Origin of the sequence: Streptococcus sp. 2020WUSS089 (genome assembly GCF_044427405.1) — a bacterium.
GTDB classification, from domain to species: Bacteria; Bacillota; Bacilli; order Lactobacillales; family Streptococcaceae; genus Streptococcus; species Streptococcus hashimotonensis.
The window spans coordinates 187,928-204,748 of the sequence record NZ_JAOTGD010000003.1 but is presented as its reverse complement, the minus strand read 5'-3'; the positions used below and the strand labels follow the sequence as shown (position 1 = coordinate 204,748).

The window sequence follows — 16,821 nt, the reverse complement described above, 5'->3', positions numbered from 1 at the left end:
TTTTCGTCTATTTAGTCAATCAATTTTTTTAATTTTAGAGGCAAATATATTTCATGCAAGAAAATCCCCACGAGAAGTAAGACGACTACCATAGTATTCTCTTTAGAAAATAGCAGAGCAAAGCCCAATTCTACCAGTAATAGACTGTATAAAATCACTCTAAGCAAATTCTGAAGACCGATTTTCTTGGAATCTTTCTCCAAAGGATACAGTTGTGTTACAAATTGATAATCATAGTGCTTGTAAAGCCCCAACAACTGGAAGACAAGCAAATAATGAAAGACTAAAACTAGGCCGATGGATAACCACGATTCTTCGATGGCAAATAGAGACAAAATCGCCAACAACAGTAGACGTATCGTCAAGCCCAAGTAGTCTCCTGAACGCAAGAAAGCCCGTAAGTAGAGATAAAACCAAGTCTGTCTCGACTTGACAAGACGCAAGATTCCATTGAGATAGCTTCTCGGTCTAACTGTCGTGCTGATGCCTTTAACCGTCGTAAACAAGGCAAAGAAACGTAAAATAGACTGTTTCCTTTTTTGTTCATCTTGAATAGCCTTAGACCAGTCCAATACTCCCTGTGACTGATAAGCCACTAATTGGCGCTTGACAAGAAGACATTTTAAAACCAACAAAGTAAGAAGACCAGCTACAATCATCCACACCGGCAAACCCAGTTTCAAATAGATTGGTAACAAAACAAGCTGAACCACCACCTGTATAGAGGACCAAAACAAGACCGTGCGTCTGGCTGCAACCTCGAGTCCTTGCAGAATGTCTTTTTCCTTGGTCAATAAGAAGATTTGATCAGCTTCTTCTAAATAAGTCGCAATTCTTCCGGACAATAGCACCAGTAGACTGATTGCAATAACCACCAAAATAATCGGCAACGGATTCTCAGGTAATGACAACAATAATTGACGGTATTGCAAACTCAAAAAGCCTAATAAAACCATGAGAACCAAAACAAAATGGTCATTCAGAACATAGCGCAGATATTTGGAACAACGATTTAAAAAATCTAGTCGGCGTTGTTGAAACAATTCTTTCATCCAGCCACTCCTTCTTGCGTCAAGGCCAGATAAATTTCGTTCAAACTTGCACCATCCATACCAAATGCGCTTTGTAGCTCCTCCAAATTTCCAGTTGCACGGACCTGTCCCTGATGTAAAATCACAAAAGAGTCGCACATTTTCTCAGCTGAGTCAAGAACGTGAGTGGACATGAGAATGGAAGTCCCCTTAGATTTTTCTTCCTCCAAAAGAGCGATCAAGTCAGAGATAGCCACAGGGTCTAATCCCAGAAAAGGCTCATCAACAATCAGCAGACTTGGCTCCACCATAAAAGCACAAATAATCATGACCTTCTGCTTCATTCCCTTTGAAAAATTGACAGGAAACCAGCCCAATTTTTCATCCAAGCGAAACAGTTTTAACAAGTGCTCAACACGTCCCCAAGCTTGCTCCCAGGATAAATCATAGGCCATTGCTACCACTTCCAAGTGCTCTTTGAGGGTTAGTTCTTCATACAAACTTGGTGTTTCAGGGATAAAACCAATCTTCTTCCGATAATTTTCAGCCCCTTGTAGCAAAGTTAAGCCGTCAATTGCAATCTGTCCTTGATAAGGTGTCAAAAGACCGATAATTTCCTTAATAGTCGTTGATTTCCCTGCACCATTTAAGCCAATTAGACCAACTAATTGACCATCCTCAACGGTAAAAGATACATCTTTCAAAACCGGGATATTGACATACCCTCCAGTTACATTTTTTACTTCTAACATACATTTCTTCCTACAATTTGATATAATTATTATAACAAAAATCCCAGAAAGAGGTTGCCATTATGTCGGATTGTATTTTTTGCAAAATTATCTCTGGAGAAATACCAGCTTCAAAAGTCTACGAAGATGACCAAGTATTAGCCTTTTTAGACATCACTCAGGTCACAAAAGGACACACATTGGTCGTCCCTAAAAAACACTACCGAAACGTACTTGACATGGATGAAGAAGCTGCAGCCACACTCTTTTCTGTTGTGCCAACCATCGCTTGTCAGTTAAAAGAAAAACTTGGAGCTAGTGGTCTAAACATCGTTAATAACAACGAGGAGGCCGCTGGACAAACCGTCTTTCATACACACATCCATCTCTTACCACGCTTTAACAATCAAGATGGATTGAACATTCAATTTAAAGCCAACGCCCCTGACTTCCCAGCCCTGGCTCAACTGGCACAAGAGCTCTATCTAGGAGAATAATATGAAACTTCGTAATATCATTTTAGCCGTAAGCGCCGCTACCGCCAGCTTCCTTGCAGTCACGCATCGGGATAAAATTGCTAAAGAAGTACAGGAAACCAAACAACTTCTATCAGATATTCAATTGAGCAAGGACAATATTCAGGAACAACTTGCCATTATCCAAAGTTTTCAAGAACCCTTGCAGGAAATGGCTTCTGACTTACAATATAAGACTCGAGTCTATCAGCAAAGCATTGCAGGAAACTTGGAAGAAATCCAACAGATTCTCAAAAAATACCAGAATGAGAATAACACTCCCTAACATAGGGAATTTCCAAATATCGTCATTTAGTTTCTCTTTTATTACTTGGACGTAAGAGGAAACTCTGTTTCCTTATTTCCAACTTCAAACACTCCACTGGATTGTTTGAACTCGCCTTGCCTAACTTCAGTTATGCTTGCGGCTTTTGATGTGAACATCATTCACTTTATCCCCAGTCTCCAACTATCTCCCAGATAGTTGGAGCGAGTAGTAAAAGTAAACTAAATGCCAATAAAAATATTAAAAATTGAAGAAGTTTGCAAAAGATAGCAAGTCATTAAACTCTTAGAAACATTGATATTTCGGCGTTTCTGAGAGTTTTTTTATTTTCAACATAAAGAAAAAAGATTGAAGAAAATTGTCCAAAATGGACTTTTTCTTCAATCTGAGAGGTTGCAAACGCCCTCTATTTTTATAGGCTTTTAGTACTCGCTCGTCAAAGTAATAAAAGAAAAACTGAATGACTACATTATTGTGACCCGTTTTCATCACCGAGTACTGGCTCTGTTGAAAAATCGGTTACCTGCTCTTCTGTTGTCACAGTCGTAGTAGCCGATGGACTCCCTATTTCTGGATCCAAGCTTTCTGCCCATGGACTTGCTTCTAACAGCAAGAGATTTGTATATACATCATAAACGTTTATTGGACTTGGCAATCCCATCTGTCCTTCGTAGACCTTCACGTTTGTGACTAAGTCGGTATTTTCTTCTAAGCCGATAGATTTTTTCAGAATATTTTGCATTTCCAATAGATGTGTACTGGTTGGTAATTGATAATAGATTTCATCAACCATTTGGTCCACACCGCGCAACTGATAGGAATTCAACTTAGAGACCGAGTCTTTATAACCCAAAAGGCTTGGAATTGTCGCAGGACTAATCTCAATGTTGGTTCGCATATTATTGGAGATGGCGGTCAGAATCTTCTTATACTGGGTCAAACCATCTAACTGGAGGAGTTTTTTTATAATAGCCGTGATAACTTCTCGTTGGCGTCTCTGACGTCCGATATCCCCCTCAGGATCATCATAGCGCATCCGAGCATAAACCAGCGCCTGATCCCCATTTACCAACTGTTTCCCCGGCTGAACAATAGAGGTGTAGGCAGGCTCATGTTCCGAAATGGATATAGGGAAGCCAAGAGTATTGTTTACCTCAATACCTCCAACCGCATCAACAAGCTCAACCAGACCATCCATATTTATTTCGATATAGCGGTCAATGTTAATATCCATCATCTTTTCGATCGTGGCAATGGCCATCGGTGCCTGTCCGTAGCTATAAGAATGATTTAGTTTTTCAACCGTTCCTGAAGACTCCCCATTCGCTTCTGCAATCTCAACCATAATATCACGAGTCAAGCTCATCATATTGGTTTCCTTGGTCTTAGGATTAACAGTTACCAAAATCATCGAATCACTACGACCACCCTCCCAATCTCCCCCACGGGTTGCTTGGTCCATATCCACCCCCATCAGTAGGATGGTTAGGGGCTCTGTCGCATCAATAGGAGTGATTTCTTCTTCTCCATTTAACTGCTTAAAGGTTTTGGAAATAGCATCTGTAGAAAAATTTAACAAGCTGGCTCCATATATTAAGCCGGCACCTAGTGTTAAACCAATAATAGCCAAAGACATTAAGAATATTTTTTTTCCAATTGTCATACTTCACCAATTAACTTGCCCATATAATAAAGATCAAGCCATTCTCCTTCATCTGTTCTAGCCCCACGTATCTGGGTTCCTTCAATGTTGAATCCTAGTTTTTGGTATAAATGTACTGCCGCCTGATTGCGAACCTGAACCGTTAATTCCAAACGTTTCAATACATCCATTTCCTCTGCCCAATGCAATACTTCCTCCAGTAAAATCGTCCCTAGACCGTGACCCCAATAGGCTTTTTTTACTGCAATAAAAATATTTCCGATATGGCTAATGCGAAACTGCTTAGAGGACTTAACAGAAATTGCGCCGACGACTTCCGAACCAACCTTAGCCAACAGGCACAATTCACGAGGATTTTCGATTCCTGCTTCGAAGATGGTCCCCATTTCATCAACACTAAATCGAAAACCAGTCTCATCCATGACCAGATAATCCGTTTCTCTAGCAACTTGATTCATAAAATCAATAAAAGCTGCTGCATCAGCTGGTTCAGCTTCACTAAAATACACTTCTTTTTCAGACATTTTGGAACTCCTTCGCTAAATCGCTACTTTGAGCCCCATGAGATTCGACTGTCAATCGTCGACCATCTCCCTCTTTCTCTATACGAATGAGCAAATAGTCATCAAATAGACTGACATCCAGTAATTCTCCCCACTCGATAACCGTTAGACCACCTCCATAGAGAAAATCATCCAAATCAATCGAGTCAGGATCATCTCCAATTCGATAAACATCTAAGTGATAGAGTGGCATGGTCCCCTCATACTCTCGAACAATCGTATAAGTAGGACTCTTAATCATCTGTTCAATTTTTAAACCCTTGGCCAAACCCTTGGTCAGAGTTGTTTTCCCAGCACCCAAATCCCCTGATAATACTAGAACTTGATTTGGCTTACAGGCTTTTCCAATTCTCTCACCAATGGCAATCAATTCATTTTCATTCTGACTATACATGTCTTTAATTATACCATAGCCCCAGTAGTTTGTCATAGGTCTACTGGAAATTGTCGACAGAAAAAATCGCAAGCCAGAGCCTGCGATTTTGTTTATTCTACGCTGAAAAGATATGGGTAGACTGGTTGATTTCCTTGATGGATTTCGACCTCGACATCTTCAAATTGTTCTTCTAGCTGTTCAGCAAGAGTTTGAGCCAATTCTTCATTACCATCTTCACCGATATAGATTGTCACGATTTCGCTATCTTCATCAAGCATTTTCTCAAATGTAGCGACAAGTGTTTCCATCATATCTGGATTAGAAACCACAATCTTGCCATCAACCATACCAAGGTTGTCATTCTCATGGATTTCAAGACCGTCAATGGTTGTATCGCGGACCGCAGTTGTCACGCTACCACTTTTCACCTCTGCAAGCGATGCCGTCATCGCTTCAAAGTTGCTTTCCAAATCACGACTTGGATCAAAAGCAAGCAAGCTAGTGAACCCTTGTGGCAGGGTCTTGGTTTCCACAACCTTAACTGCAACTTCTGCAACCTCAGCAGCCGTCTGAGCCGCCATCAAGATGTTCTTATTGTTTGGCAACAAGATGACATTGCGGGCATTGACCAATTCAATAGCATTAACAAAATCTTCTGTTGATGGGTTCATAGTCTGACCACCTGAAATCACATAGTCAACGCCTTGTGATTTGAAGATTTCTGTCAAACCTTCCCCAGCAGCTACCGCAATAATAGCATACTCTTTTTGTTCAGCCGGTTTTTGGAAACTTTCTTCTTTCTCAACCTGAGCTTCATGTTGCTCACGCATATTGTCCACTTTTACCTTGACCAAGCTACCGTATTGAAGACCCGCTTGCATGACCAAACCTGGATCTTCTGTATGGACATGGACTTTAACGATTTCATCATCGTTGACCACAAGGAGGGAATCCCCAAGGTCGTTGAGGTAGTTACGGAATTCTTCATAATCAAAGTCCTTGACATAAGTAGGACCTTGGCGAAGAGCCACCATGATTTCGGTACAATAACCAAAGGTAATATCTTCAGTCGCTACATGACCCGCAACTGACTTGTGGTGCTCAGCATTGATCATTTCAGACATAACAGCAGGTGTTGCCTCAAAATCTTCCGAAGCAATATACTCACCTGTCAAAGCTGACAAGAAGCCTTCATAAATGTAAACAAGACCTTGTCCACCTGAATCGACAACACCAACTTCCTTCAAGACTGGAAGCATCTCTGGCGTTTTCTTAAGAGCACGATTAGCACCGTCAAGAGTGGCACGCATGACCTCAACCGCATCATCAGTCTCTTCTGCCTTTTTCAAAGCGGCAGTGGCTGCCCCACGCGAAACAGTAAGAATTGTACCTTCAACTGGCTTCATAACGGCTTTATAAGCCACTTCTACACCATGTTGAAAGGCTTGCGCCAAATCCTTACCGTCCAATTCAACCTTGCCTTTAACAGATTGACCAAAACCGCGGAACAATTGCGACGTAATAACACCTGAGTTTCCACGAGCTCCCATCAACAAGCCCTTAGAAAGAATTTGCGCAACTTCTCCAACAGTAGAGGCAGACTTATCTGCTACTTCTTTAGCACCATTGGTAATAGTCATCCCCATGTTGGTACCAGTATCCCCATCTGGAACTGGGAAAACATTGAGTGAGTTCACATATTCGGCTTGTTTATTCAGACGAGTTGATGCTGCCTGCACCATTTCTTGAAATAAACTAGTTGTAATTTTAGACACAATTATTCTCCTACGACTTTGATATTTTGGATAAAGACATTGACGGCATCTACAGAGATACCTAGTTGATTTTCCAAGTTGAACTTAACGCGTTCTTGGATATTGCGAGATACTTCACTGATTTTTACACCGTAGCTCATCACAGTATAAACATCGACTGCAATGCGACCATCTTCCAAGGTCTTAATCACAACACCTTTAGAATAATTTTCTTTTCTCAAAAGTGCTTGAAAATTATCCTTGATCGCAGACTTACTAGCCATCCCAACAACACCGAAAATCTCAGTCGTAGCACCGCCAACAACTGTGGCAATCACGTCATCAGTCAATTCGATTTGGCCGTCTTTAGTATTGATTTTAACAGTCATAATTCGTTACCTCAAATAGTTTTATCACTCCATTTTACCACATTTTCTGCTTTCTGTAAAAAACAAGCTTGTTACATCGGATTTTACAAAAAAAGAGTTCCCAGAGGAACCCTTTTCACAATTAACCTAAACGCTGCTTAGCATCTGCTGCACGTTGGAAAGCTTGTCCGACATAGTTGATACAGAGCATCATCACAAGGATGAAGATGGCTGCTGGCAACCAAATCCATGTCTTGTTTTCCAAAATATCTGCATTGCGGGCATTGGCAATCAAGGTACCCAAACTTGGTACTGTCGATGGTAGACCGAAACCAAGATAAGTCAACGAAGTCTCGATACCGATATTTCCCGCAAAGTTCAAGGTCAAGTTAACGATAATCAATGAACTTAAGTTTGGTAAAATTTCACGGAACATAATCATGAAGTCGCTTGTTCCCAATGTTTTTGATGCATTGACATAATCCAAGCTTGCCTCTGACAATGTCCTTGTACGGAATAGACGAGCCTTGGCTGTCCAGTAAAAGGCACTCATGATGAGAATGAAGTGATAGATCGTATAGTTCTTGATAACTGTCACGAACACAATGATCAACATAGTCACCGGCAAAATCATGATGAAATCGACAATACGCATCAAGAATCCGTCCAAGCGACCACCGTAATAACCAGAAATCAGACCGATAGAGATACCAACGATACTAGTAATAATCGTAATGGTAAAACCGATAATGATTGAGTTACGAGCACCGATAATCAGCTGACCAAAGATATCTTTACCACCTTCATCTGTCCCCAAGATATAGCCGTTAACACCTGGTTCCAAGTAACGTCCCAAAAGGTTGACTTTCATAACTTGTTCTTGATCCAACAGAAGCGCTCCGATAAAGACTGCCAAGAGAACCGTCACTAAGATAATTAATGAGGTCAATGCAAGTCGATCCTTCATAAACTCCCGCGCGATGACACGGAAGCCACCTGGAGGAGTTGAAGCAGATTGTGCTTGTTTTTTATTTTCTTTACTCACCTTACTCCTCCTTCTATTTCACACGGATACGTGGATCCACGATACTCATGATAATATCTGAAATCAATGTCCCCAACAAGGTACCCATACCAAATATCAACAACAAAGCCAAGATGACACTATAGTCACGACTAGAAATCGAGTTAAAGAATAACTGACCGATACCTGGATAAGTGAAAATATTTTCAATGAAGATAGAACCACCAATCAACCCTGTCAATTCATAGCCCAAGAAAGATGCAATTGGCAAGATAGAATTACGGAAGATATGACGGTTATAAACAACTCTCTCGGGAACACCTTTGGCACGAGCTGTACGAACATAATCCTGGCTCTTCGCATCGATAATCCCCGTACGAAGATATTGAATAGTTACTGTTGTTGACAAAATTGCCATTGTAATCGCTGGAAGAATCATATGGTGTAAGCGACTGAGAATGGCTGCAAATCCTTCTACACCACCGTCAATCGACCCACGCGTTGGGAACCAACCCAAACTAAAGCCAAACATCCAAAGCATAAGGATGGCAAAAACGAAAGTTGGAGTTGAAAACGTCAAGAAGTTATACACGCCAATGATTTTATCTGCAAGCGAGTTTTGGTAACGACCTGCAATCATCCCCAATGGAAGGGCAATCAAATAAGTCAACACCATCGTCAATAAAGACAACCAAATAGTGTTGTTTAAACGTTGCATGATAACATCAACAACAGGTTGCTTGAAGAGGATACTTTGACCAAAATCCCCCTGCAAAAGATTACCAATCCAACGGAAATACTGAACAGGGATTGGATCATAGTAACCTGCTGCAATCCGTTTTTGTTCGATGATTGCTGGATCGATATTTGGGTCAATCAATCCTGTAAAGGGATCCCCCGGCATCATCTTCGCAACAAAGAAAGCAATGATGCTCAAGATAATAATCTGCGGAATCATCATGAGTAAACGACGTAATACTGTTTTCCACATCTTAGTTCTGACCTCCTTCTGGAAGGGCTACTTGATGAGTTTCTGAGAAGGATCTCAAATCGTACACACGACCGTTTTCATCATAGTATTGACCTTGCATTTCTTGATACTCTTTTTCAGCAGCCAAACGTTTTTCTTTATTCTTCAAACGGTTGACTGGGTCAATCGTTGGAATCGCAGACAACAAACGTTTAGTGTAAATATGTTGTGGATTATTATAAATATCGTTCTTATTTCCTGTCTCTACGAAACGTCCGCGATACATGATAAACAATTCATCACACATGTGTTGTACAACACCGAGGTCATGGGAAATAAAGAGATAGCTAAGCTTGAACTCATCTTGGATACGTTTCATATAGTTCAAAACCTGTGCCTGCACAGACAAATCCAAGGCAGAAACCGGCTCGTCAGCAATAATCAAACGAGGGTTACTAGCCAAGGCACGAGCAACACCGATACGTTGGCGCTGACCACCTGAGAATTCATGAGGATATTTAATCAGGGCTTCTTCATTTAGACCGATTGTATCCAAGAGATGAAGAACCTTTTTCTTTTCTTCATCTGGAGATAAGCGGTCAAAGTTACGGATTGGTTCCGCAATGATGTCCAAAATACGTTTTTTCGGGTTAAAACTTGAAAGAGAATCTTGGAAAATCATTTGAACATCACGATTAAAGTTTCCTTTTTTACCACGTGATTTGTTGGTTACATTTTGTCCTTCATAGATAATCTGACCAGAAGTGGCACGCTCTAAACCGATAATTGCCTTACCAATGGTCGATTTCCCAGAACCTGACTCACCTACCAAACCATAGGTTTTTCCTTCTTCAAACTCAATATTAACGCCATCGACAGCATAGACATGATCCGTCACACGGTTAAAGAAGCCACTACGAATTGGATAATGGACTTTTAAATCTTTTACTTCAATAAATCCCACTATTAGGCCTCCCCTTCAAAATAGAATGTCTCATGGCAGGTACAACGAACAAAGTGATTTGGACCTACCTCGTGCATGCTCGGATTCTCTTCATGAGCCTCTGCTCCAATCCACGGAATACGTGGAGCAAAACGGCAACCCTTACGAACCATTTTTGTAATCGGCGGCACAATACCTTCAATAACATGAAGATCGCCTCCTTCGCTACCTGATTGAGGATTTGACTTCAAGAGCGAACGTGTATATGGATGTTTTGGATTGGTAAAGAGTTCTTCTACTGGCGCTACTTCGACAAACTGACCACCGTACATGACAGCCACACGATCAGCAGTTTCTGCAACTACTCCCAAGTCATGGGTAATCAAAATAATACCCGAACCTGTCTCCGCTTGAATATCATTTAAGAGATCCAAGATTTGTGCTTGAATTGTAACATCCAAGGCTGTTGTCGGTTCGTCCGCAATAATAATTGGCGGTTTACAAGACAAGGCCATCGCAATAATGATACGCTGACGCATACCACCTGAAAGCTCATGTGGATACTGTTTAAATGTCCGCTTAGGATTTGGAATACCTACCTGAGCCAAGAGTTCCAAAACTCGCTCTGTACGAGCATTGGCATCCAAATCAGTGTGATAGAACAGCGCCTCATCAATCTGTGCACCAATCGTCATCAATGGATTCAGAGAAGCCAAGGGATCTTGGAAAATCATACCAATATCATTACCACGTACCGTATTGTACTTAGCTTCATCCATACCAATCAATTCCATATCATTGTACTGGATGCTTCCTGTGATTTTGGTATTCAAAGGGTTATGCAAGCCCATAATGGTCGTTGCCAAAGTTGATTTACCACAACCAGATTCCCCTACAATTGCCAAAATTTCATTTTTTTGCAATGAGATGTCAACACCGTCAACAGCGTCAAAATAATCATCTCCAATACGGAAACCGACGTGTAAATCTTTAATGTCTAAAAGCGGTTTTTCGGTAGCCACGCTTTTTCCTCCTTTATGTGCCAGCTAATCAAGCTCAATCAATTCAATATCCTTACGATTATCAAGTTCATATAATGTTTGATTAACTGACTTTATGTAACTACTCTAGAATAACATATTTCTATCAATCATCGTTTGATAGCGGTTACCCAGAAGTAAAAAATGTACGTATATCCAATCATAAATCAAGACCATCCCTATTACTGACTCAATTAGCAATTGAGTAGGTTAATGTGATCCATCTTGAGTTTTTGTTAGTAGTGACTCATTTTTTGTGTACTGAGTCTACTATACCACAATTATCTGAAAATTCCAATAGCAATCTGAAAAAAGCCAACCAAGTTGGCTTTTTCAAATTCTATTGTCTTCTTGCAGACTATTCTGCTACTACACCTTTATCAGCTGTAAGTTCGATACCCTCATAAGCAATACCGTTTCCTGAAGCTGAACCATAGTTAGAATCATAGTTTTTCACACGTTTGTTAAGTGCTGTAACCTTTTCAGATTCAAATGTAGGAATAGCAAATGCTTGTTCGTAAGCATATTTTTGCCAAGCCTTATAGTTCTCAACATTTTTCTTATCATCAAATGATTCTGTTGAGCTGATTGCATTCAACAATTTAGTGTTTTCATCAGACACGAAACGTGACATGTTGAAGGCAGCGATAGGACCCCAAGTACCAGTTGGGTTTGGATCGTAACCTGTAGACCAACCACCAGCGTACATATCAATAGCAGGATCATTTGCTTGAACAGCTTCGTAGAATGTATTGATTTCAACTGTACGGCCTGTGTAAAGTTCAACGTTCAAGCCAACTTCTTTCCACCAAGCAATGTACTGTTGTACAAGCGCTTCGTTAGCTTCCGTACGTTTACGAGCAGCAAAGGTAATCTTGAATTCCTTACCGTCTTTACCTTCACGGATACCATCGCCATCTACGTCTTTGTAGCCAGCTTCATCCAAGAGTTTTTTCGCTTTTTCAGGATCGTATGAATAACCTTCCAACTCTGAATCATGAATATCGCCGAAGAATGAGATAATCAATGATTTTGCAGGGTGGTAAAGACCATTGTACAATGACTCACCAGCTGTCTTGGTATCAATTGCATAGGCAATCGCTTGACGAAGTTTCACATCATTCATCTTAGCATTTTCATCCATGACATTCTTCTCAGCAGACTCGTCATATTTACCAAGGTTGAATGAAATATATTCATAAGCTGAGTCTAACCGACCAACAATATTCAAGTTAGATGCATCTTTATAAGAATCCAACTGATCAACAGGCATCTCAGCAATGTCATAGTTACCAGCTTTCATCTCAGAAACGATTGTATCAGGAGATACAATATCAACCTTCAATGAGCTTGTTTTTGGTTGTCCCTTGAAGTAGTATTCGTTTGGTACGTAAGTGATAGACTCACCGTTTACGATTTCCTTGATTTTCCAAGGTCCCATACCAACAAGTTTAGCTGTACGTGAGTACTCGCTCTTTTCCCAGTCTGCAACAGGGATGTCTTTATAGATATGTTCTGGTTGGATATAGGCTGGGACATCACCACCCGCATACATCATTGAAGGTGACATTTCTTTTACAGTCAATTCTACTGTGTAGTCATCAATTTTCTTAAGACCAGAGATGTCAGAAGCTGTTCCAGCAACGAATTCTTTCATACCTTCAATGTTCAAGAATTTATCATCAAAACGAACACCTGTATAGTCTTTGCTTGCCATTGACTTGATAGTAAAGATGTAGTCGTTGATTGTGAACGGTTGACCATCTGACCACTTGTAGTCCTTACCTGTCAAGCTAACTGTGATTTTCTTACCTTCTACATCAAATTCAGCTTTAGCAAGACCTGAATCATCTAACTTACGATTTCCATCGAAACCGAACAGTGAGATATCAACAAAACCACCAAATGTTGAGTCAGTTGTATTTTCAGTCAACTCGTCAATCAAGAGACCTGATGAAGTCGTTGGTGATACCCATGCGTATTTCAACTGAGCATCAGACACTGCTGTTCCGTCTTGTTTTACCTCAGCTGGGAATGACAATTCCTGTTTTGCTGCACCTGATTGTTTTGAACCACATGCTGCAAGAACAGATGCTGAAAGGAGAGTCACACCTGCAAGTGCAAAAAGTTTCGTTGTCTTTTTCATAAAACACCTCTGTTTTCTTTTTGTTTGACACTTATTACTATGTCTTATAAAAAACATTATATCATAAAATTTTCTTAAATAAAGTCTTTTTGTCAGAAAATTTTGTAAAAACATAATTTTTCGGCATTTTCTCATTTTTTACATATTTTTTCCAAATTTTTCTCACATTTCTTGTGATATAATAGAATAAAATAACAGCCAAAGGAATGATTATGCGTAAATTTTTACTAACACTCACTACAGTTATTGCTCTTTTTTTCACTTCCACACCTATTTTGGCAGAAGATTTTTCTGTTGCAGCCAAGCATGCTATCGCGGTTGAAGTAAGTAGCGGCAAAATCTTGTATGAGCAAGATGCCGAAACCAAAGCAAGCATTGCTTCCATCAGTAAGACATTGAGCATTTACCTGGTCTACGAAGCACTGGCAAAGGGGGAAATCACTTTAGATACTATGGTAGATATTTCTGATTATCCCTATAGCCTCACTTCTAATACAGAATTAAGCAATGTCAACCTAGATGAACGTTCCTATTCAGTAAGCGACCTATTAAACGCTTCTTTAATAACATCATCCAATAGTGCTATTATTGCTCTGGCAGAAAAAATAGCCGGTAGCGAAGCTGCATTCGTGGATAGAATGAAAGCAAAAGTCCAAGAATGGGGAATTACTGACGCAAAGATTGTCAATGTATCCGGACTAGACAATACCGACTTGGGTGAAAATATTTATCCAGGTTCCAGTCCTGAAGATGTAAATATGTTTTCAGCCTTAGATGTTGCTATCATTGCTAGACGATTAATACTCGACTATCCTCAGGTGCTCGACATTACTTCGCTAAACGCCTACGACTTTGGTGGCTACACTTACTATAGCACCAACCAAATGCTGAGCGACGGCACTCACGCTCGTGGAGGGGTTGACGGCTTAAAAACAGGGACATCAAACTCAGCAGGTTCAAGTTTTCTTGCAACAACTCAACAAGCTGGTATGCGCATTATCACAGTAGTATTGAATGCCACTGATGGGCTGACCTCTCCAGAAAATCGATTTGTCGCGACAAATGATTTGATGAACTATGTTTATTCTAACTTTTCGCTTGTTACGCTAGTAAAAAAAGGGGAAGCTTTTGAAGGTAGTAAGATAAAGGTTTTCAATGGTGAAAAAGAAACAAGTCCTGTTGTTGCAGCAGCAGATTTAACTGTTGTTCAACGAAATCAAACTGATAATGTCCCCACCGCAACTTTCACAACGGATATAAAAGAAATTGATGCTCCCCTCAAAGCAGGGACCTTGGTTGGCAAACTGCAACTGAAAGATCAAGATCTCATTGGAAAAGGTTATATTTCCGAGCAAGCTAGTGTCGATATGATTATCCCTAGCGATATGAAAGAAGCATCCTGGCCATTCTCTTGGTGGAATCAATTTGTCCGCTATGTCAATGAAAAATTATAAAAAATAGTATGTCGGACGATTTTCGACATACTATTTTTATTGTAGACTAGCATTCGCTACTCCTTATCTCCTACTTCAGTGGGGAGTTTGACGGGCTTGAACAACTTTAAAGCTGTTTGAGTCACAAGGTTGGCCGAATTACAAAGAAGAGCGATTTCCATCGCTCCTCATCTCCTACTTCCTTGGAGAGAGTTCCTATGGAACTCCTTATTACATATCGCTTCCTTACAGGAAGCGACGTCAGTAGGGTAATCTAGCTCCCTAAACTATATTAGTAACAAAGAAGAGCAATTTCCATCGCTCCCTATCTCCAACGAGCGTTGGCATTACAATGTAGAGTAGCTTTCGCTACTCCTTATCTCCCACCTCGGTTGGAGATTTTTTGGCTTTTAGCAAACTCATGTTTGCTAAATTGCCAAAAATCTAACCAACCGAGCCCTCCATTTCATAGGCAATCAGTCTGTTGAGTTCGACTGCGTATTCCATTGGGAGTTCTTTGGTGAATGGTTCGACAAAGCCCATGACAATCATCTCTGTAGCTTCTGACTCGGACAAGCCACGGCTCATGAGGTAGTAGAGCTGTTCTTCTGAGATTTTGGATACTTTTGCTTCGTGTTCGAGAGCCACTTGTGAGTTGTGGATTTCATTAAATGGAATGGTGTCTGATTTAGAAATATCATCCATGATAATGGTGTCACACTCGATGTGGCTAATCGACTTGGCTGAGTTTTTCGCAAAAGTGACTTGACCACGGTAATTGACTTCTCCACCGCCACGGGCAATGGATTTGGACACGATAGAAGATGAGGTGCGTGGGGCATTGTGGATCATCTTGGCACCGGTATCCTGGACTTGACCTTTATTGGCAAAGGCAATGGACAACATGGTTCCACGAGCCCCTTCACCTTCTAGGTAAACCGCTGGATATTTCATAGTCGTCTTGGCACCAAGGTTGCCGTCAATCCACTCAACTGTGGCATTTTTCTCAGCACGGGCACGCTTGGTTACCAAGTTATAGACATTGTCTGACCAGTTCTGAATGGTTGTATAACGCATATAGGCACCTTCGTGGGCAATGATTTCCACAATAGCAGCGTGAAGGCTGGCCGTTGAATAAGTCGGAGCGGTGCAGCCTTCTACGTAGTGAACACTTGCCCCTTCATCTACGATGATAAGGGTGCGTTCAAACTGACCTGTCCCCTCATTGTTGATACGGAAGTAGGTTTGAAGCGGAATATCCAGCTTGACACCTTTTGGTACGTAGATAAAGGTGCCCCCTGACCAAACCGCTGAGTTGAGGGCAGCCAGTTTGTTATCTGACGGCGGAACGAGTTTTCCAAAGTATTTTTTGAAAAGTTCTGGATGTTCCTTGAGAGCCGTGTCGGTATCTGTAAAGATAATGCCGTGCTTGTCGTACTCTTCTTTCATATTGTGGTAGACCACTTCTGATTCGTACTGGGCAGAAGCTCCTGCCAGGTAAGCACGCTCGGCTTCTGGAATACCGATGCGTTCAAAGGTTTCCTTGATCTTGTCTGGCACATCGTCCCAGCTGCGTGCTGGCTTATCTGACGGTTTTTGGTAATAGACAATGTCATCAAAATCCAGCTCAGACAAGTCGGCTCCCCAAGTCTGCATCGGCATTTTCTTGAAGGTTTCATAGGATTTCAAACGGAATTCCAACATCCATTCAGGCTCGCCTTTGATACGGGACATTTCACGAATAACTTCTTCGCTCAAGCCCTTACCCGTCGAAGCCACCAGTTCCACGTTCTCGTCATGGAAACCGAATTTGTATTCCCCAAGGTCAATCGGGGTTGGTTCAATTCTTTCTTCTGACATAATATAAGATACTAAGCCCCTTAAGAAAGCAAATGAAAAATAGGAAATCGACTTCGTGCCACAAACACACGAGGAGATTTATCTCTTTTCAAAAGCTTGAGGGCCTGTTCAATTTCAA

At 40.9% G+C, this 16,821-nt stretch carries 16 protein-coding genes; 3 read left to right on the top strand and 13 right to left on the bottom strand.

The annotated features are described in order from the left end of the window. Window positions 1-11: 11 nt before the first annotated feature. Together ODU46_RS04570 and ODU46_RS04565 are read right to left on the bottom strand one after the other, a co-directional pair. Window positions 12-1,052 carry an ABC transporter permease gene (locus tag ODU46_RS04570; RefSeq protein ID WP_398579308.1) on the bottom strand — a complete coding sequence of 347 codons (1,041 nt, stop codon included), beginning with the start codon at window positions 1,050-1,052 and terminating at the stop codon, window positions 12-14. After that, window positions 1,049-1,783, bottom strand: coding sequence for an ABC transporter ATP-binding protein (locus ODU46_RS04565; RefSeq protein ID WP_398579307.1), 735 nt, complete (start codon window positions 1,781-1,783; stop codon window positions 1,049-1,051). The genes ODU46_RS04570 and ODU46_RS04565 overlap by 4 nt, the downstream gene beginning before the upstream one ends. A gap of 62 nt (window positions 1,784-1,845) precedes the next feature. Between ODU46_RS04565 and ODU46_RS04560 the strand changes: the two genes are divergently transcribed. Together ODU46_RS04560 and ODU46_RS04555 are read left to right on the top strand one after the other, a co-directional pair. Further along, on the top strand, window positions 1,846-2,259 hold the full coding sequence (locus ODU46_RS04560; RefSeq protein WP_398579306.1) for an HIT family protein: 414 nt from the start codon (window positions 1,846-1,848) through the stop codon (window positions 2,257-2,259). Window position 2,260: 1 nt separating this feature from the next. Beyond that, on the top strand, window positions 2,261-2,563 hold the full coding sequence (locus ODU46_RS04555; RefSeq protein ID WP_024383569.1) for a hypothetical protein: 303 nt from the start codon (window positions 2,261-2,263) through the stop codon (window positions 2,561-2,563). Between the two features lie 469 nt (window positions 2,564-3,032). On the opposite strand, the gene ODU46_RS04550 is transcribed toward ODU46_RS04555, so the two are convergent. From ODU46_RS04550 to ODU46_RS04505, 10 genes are all read right to left on the bottom strand, one after another. Then, on the bottom strand, window positions 3,033-4,226 hold the full coding sequence (locus ODU46_RS04550; RefSeq protein ID WP_398579305.1) for an LCP family protein: 1,194 nt from the start codon (window positions 4,224-4,226) through the stop codon (window positions 3,033-3,035). Further along, window positions 4,223-4,750, bottom strand: coding sequence for a GNAT family N-acetyltransferase (locus ODU46_RS04545; RefSeq protein ID WP_253212313.1), 528 nt, complete (start codon window positions 4,748-4,750; stop codon window positions 4,223-4,225). The genes ODU46_RS04550 and ODU46_RS04545 overlap by 4 nt, the downstream gene beginning before the upstream one ends. Next, window positions 4,743-5,183 (bottom strand): tRNA (adenosine(37)-N6)-threonylcarbamoyltransferase complex ATPase subunit type 1 TsaE, encoded by a 441-nt coding sequence (gene tsaE / locus ODU46_RS04540; protein ID WP_024376437.1) that lies wholly within the window; start codon window positions 5,181-5,183, stop codon window positions 4,743-4,745. Before tsaE ends, ODU46_RS04545 begins: the two co-directional genes overlap by 8 nt. 92 nt (window positions 5,184-5,275) lie before the next feature. Next, window positions 5,276-6,940 carry a DAK2 domain-containing protein gene (locus ODU46_RS04535; RefSeq protein WP_014638614.1) on the bottom strand — a complete coding sequence of 555 codons (1,665 nt, stop codon included), beginning with the start codon at window positions 6,938-6,940 and terminating at the stop codon, window positions 5,276-5,278. Window positions 6,941-6,942: 2 nt separating this feature from the next. Then, window positions 6,943-7,308, bottom strand: coding sequence for an Asp23/Gls24 family envelope stress response protein (locus ODU46_RS04530; protein ID WP_002939192.1), 366 nt, complete (start codon window positions 7,306-7,308; stop codon window positions 6,943-6,945). Between the two features lie 121 nt (window positions 7,309-7,429). Beyond that, a complete protein-coding gene (locus ODU46_RS04525; protein WP_029171026.1) occupies window positions 7,430-8,332 on the bottom strand; it encodes an ABC transporter permease in 903 nt (300 codons plus the stop codon). Between the two features lie 13 nt (window positions 8,333-8,345). Then, window positions 8,346-9,302 carry an oligopeptide ABC transporter permease gene (gene opp4B, locus ODU46_RS04520; protein WP_024389682.1) on the bottom strand — a complete coding sequence of 319 codons (957 nt, stop codon included), beginning with the start codon at window positions 9,300-9,302 and terminating at the stop codon, window positions 8,346-8,348. A gap of 1 nt (window position 9,303) precedes the next feature. Continuing rightward, on the bottom strand, window positions 9,304-10,245 hold the full coding sequence (locus ODU46_RS04515; RefSeq protein WP_029694475.1) for an ATP-binding cassette domain-containing protein: 942 nt from the start codon (window positions 10,243-10,245) through the stop codon (window positions 9,304-9,306). Between the two features lie 2 nt (window positions 10,246-10,247). After that, window positions 10,248-11,246 (bottom strand): ABC transporter ATP-binding protein, encoded by a 999-nt coding sequence (locus ODU46_RS04510; protein WP_002942324.1) that lies wholly within the window; start codon window positions 11,244-11,246, stop codon window positions 10,248-10,250. Window positions 11,247-11,622: 376 nt separating this feature from the next. Continuing rightward, a complete protein-coding gene (locus ODU46_RS04505; protein ID WP_105153861.1) occupies window positions 11,623-13,410 on the bottom strand; it encodes an oligopeptide ABC transporter substrate-binding protein in 1,788 nt (595 codons plus the stop codon). 212 nt (window positions 13,411-13,622) lie between these two features. Here ODU46_RS04505 and pbp3 point away from each other — a divergent pair, with 212 nt between their 5' ends. Next, window positions 13,623-14,864 (top strand): D-alanyl-D-alanine carboxypeptidase PBP3, encoded by a 1,242-nt coding sequence (gene pbp3, locus ODU46_RS04500; RefSeq protein ID WP_398579304.1) that lies wholly within the window; start codon window positions 13,623-13,625, stop codon window positions 14,862-14,864. A gap of 423 nt (window positions 14,865-15,287) precedes the next feature. On the opposite strand, the gene sufB is transcribed toward pbp3, so the two are convergent. Then, window positions 15,288-16,703, bottom strand: coding sequence for a Fe-S cluster assembly protein SufB (sufB, locus tag ODU46_RS04495; protein WP_024379508.1), 1,416 nt, complete (start codon window positions 16,701-16,703; stop codon window positions 15,288-15,290). Window positions 16,704-16,821: the final 118 nt, after the last annotated feature.

What these genes read in the sequence shown, in the direction of transcription:
- ODU46_RS04505 (WP_105153861.1), bottom strand. Translation starts at nt 13,410, where the DNA reads ATGAAAAAGACAACGAAACTTTTTGCACTTGCAGGTGTGACTCTCCTT.
- sufB (WP_024379508.1), bottom strand. Translation starts at nt 16,703, where the DNA reads ATGTCAGAAGAAAGAATTGAACCAACCCCGATTGACCTTGGGGAATAC.
- ODU46_RS04530 (WP_002939192.1), bottom strand. Translation starts at nt 7,308, where the DNA reads ATGACTGTTAAAATCAATACTAAAGACGGCCAAATCGAATTGACTGAT.
- ODU46_RS04560 (WP_398579306.1), top strand. Translation starts at nt 1,846, where the DNA reads ATGTCGGATTGTATTTTTTGCAAAATTATCTCTGGAGAAATACCAGCT.
- ODU46_RS04550 (WP_398579305.1), bottom strand. Translation starts at nt 4,226, where the DNA reads ATGACAATTGGAAAAAAAATATTCTTAATGTCTTTGGCTATTATTGGT.
- ODU46_RS04570 (WP_398579308.1), bottom strand. Translation starts at nt 1,052, where the DNA reads ATGAAAGAATTGTTTCAACAACGCCGACTAGATTTTTTAAATCGTTGT.
- tsaE (WP_024376437.1), bottom strand. Translation starts at nt 5,183, where the DNA reads ATGTATAGTCAGAATGAAAATGAATTGATTGCCATTGGTGAGAGAATT.
- opp4B (WP_024389682.1), bottom strand. Translation starts at nt 9,302, where the DNA reads ATGTGGAAAACAGTATTACGTCGTTTACTCATGATGATTCCGCAGATT.
- ODU46_RS04565 (WP_398579307.1), bottom strand. Translation starts at nt 1,783, where the DNA reads ATGTTAGAAGTAAAAAATGTAACTGGAGGGTATGTCAATATCCCGGTT.
- ODU46_RS04555 (WP_024383569.1), top strand. Translation starts at nt 2,261, where the DNA reads ATGAAACTTCGTAATATCATTTTAGCCGTAAGCGCCGCTACCGCCAGC.
- pbp3 (WP_398579304.1), top strand. Translation starts at nt 13,623, where the DNA reads ATGCGTAAATTTTTACTAACACTCACTACAGTTATTGCTCTTTTTTTC.
- ODU46_RS04545 (WP_253212313.1), bottom strand. Translation starts at nt 4,750, where the DNA reads ATGTCTGAAAAAGAAGTGTATTTTAGTGAAGCTGAACCAGCTGATGCA.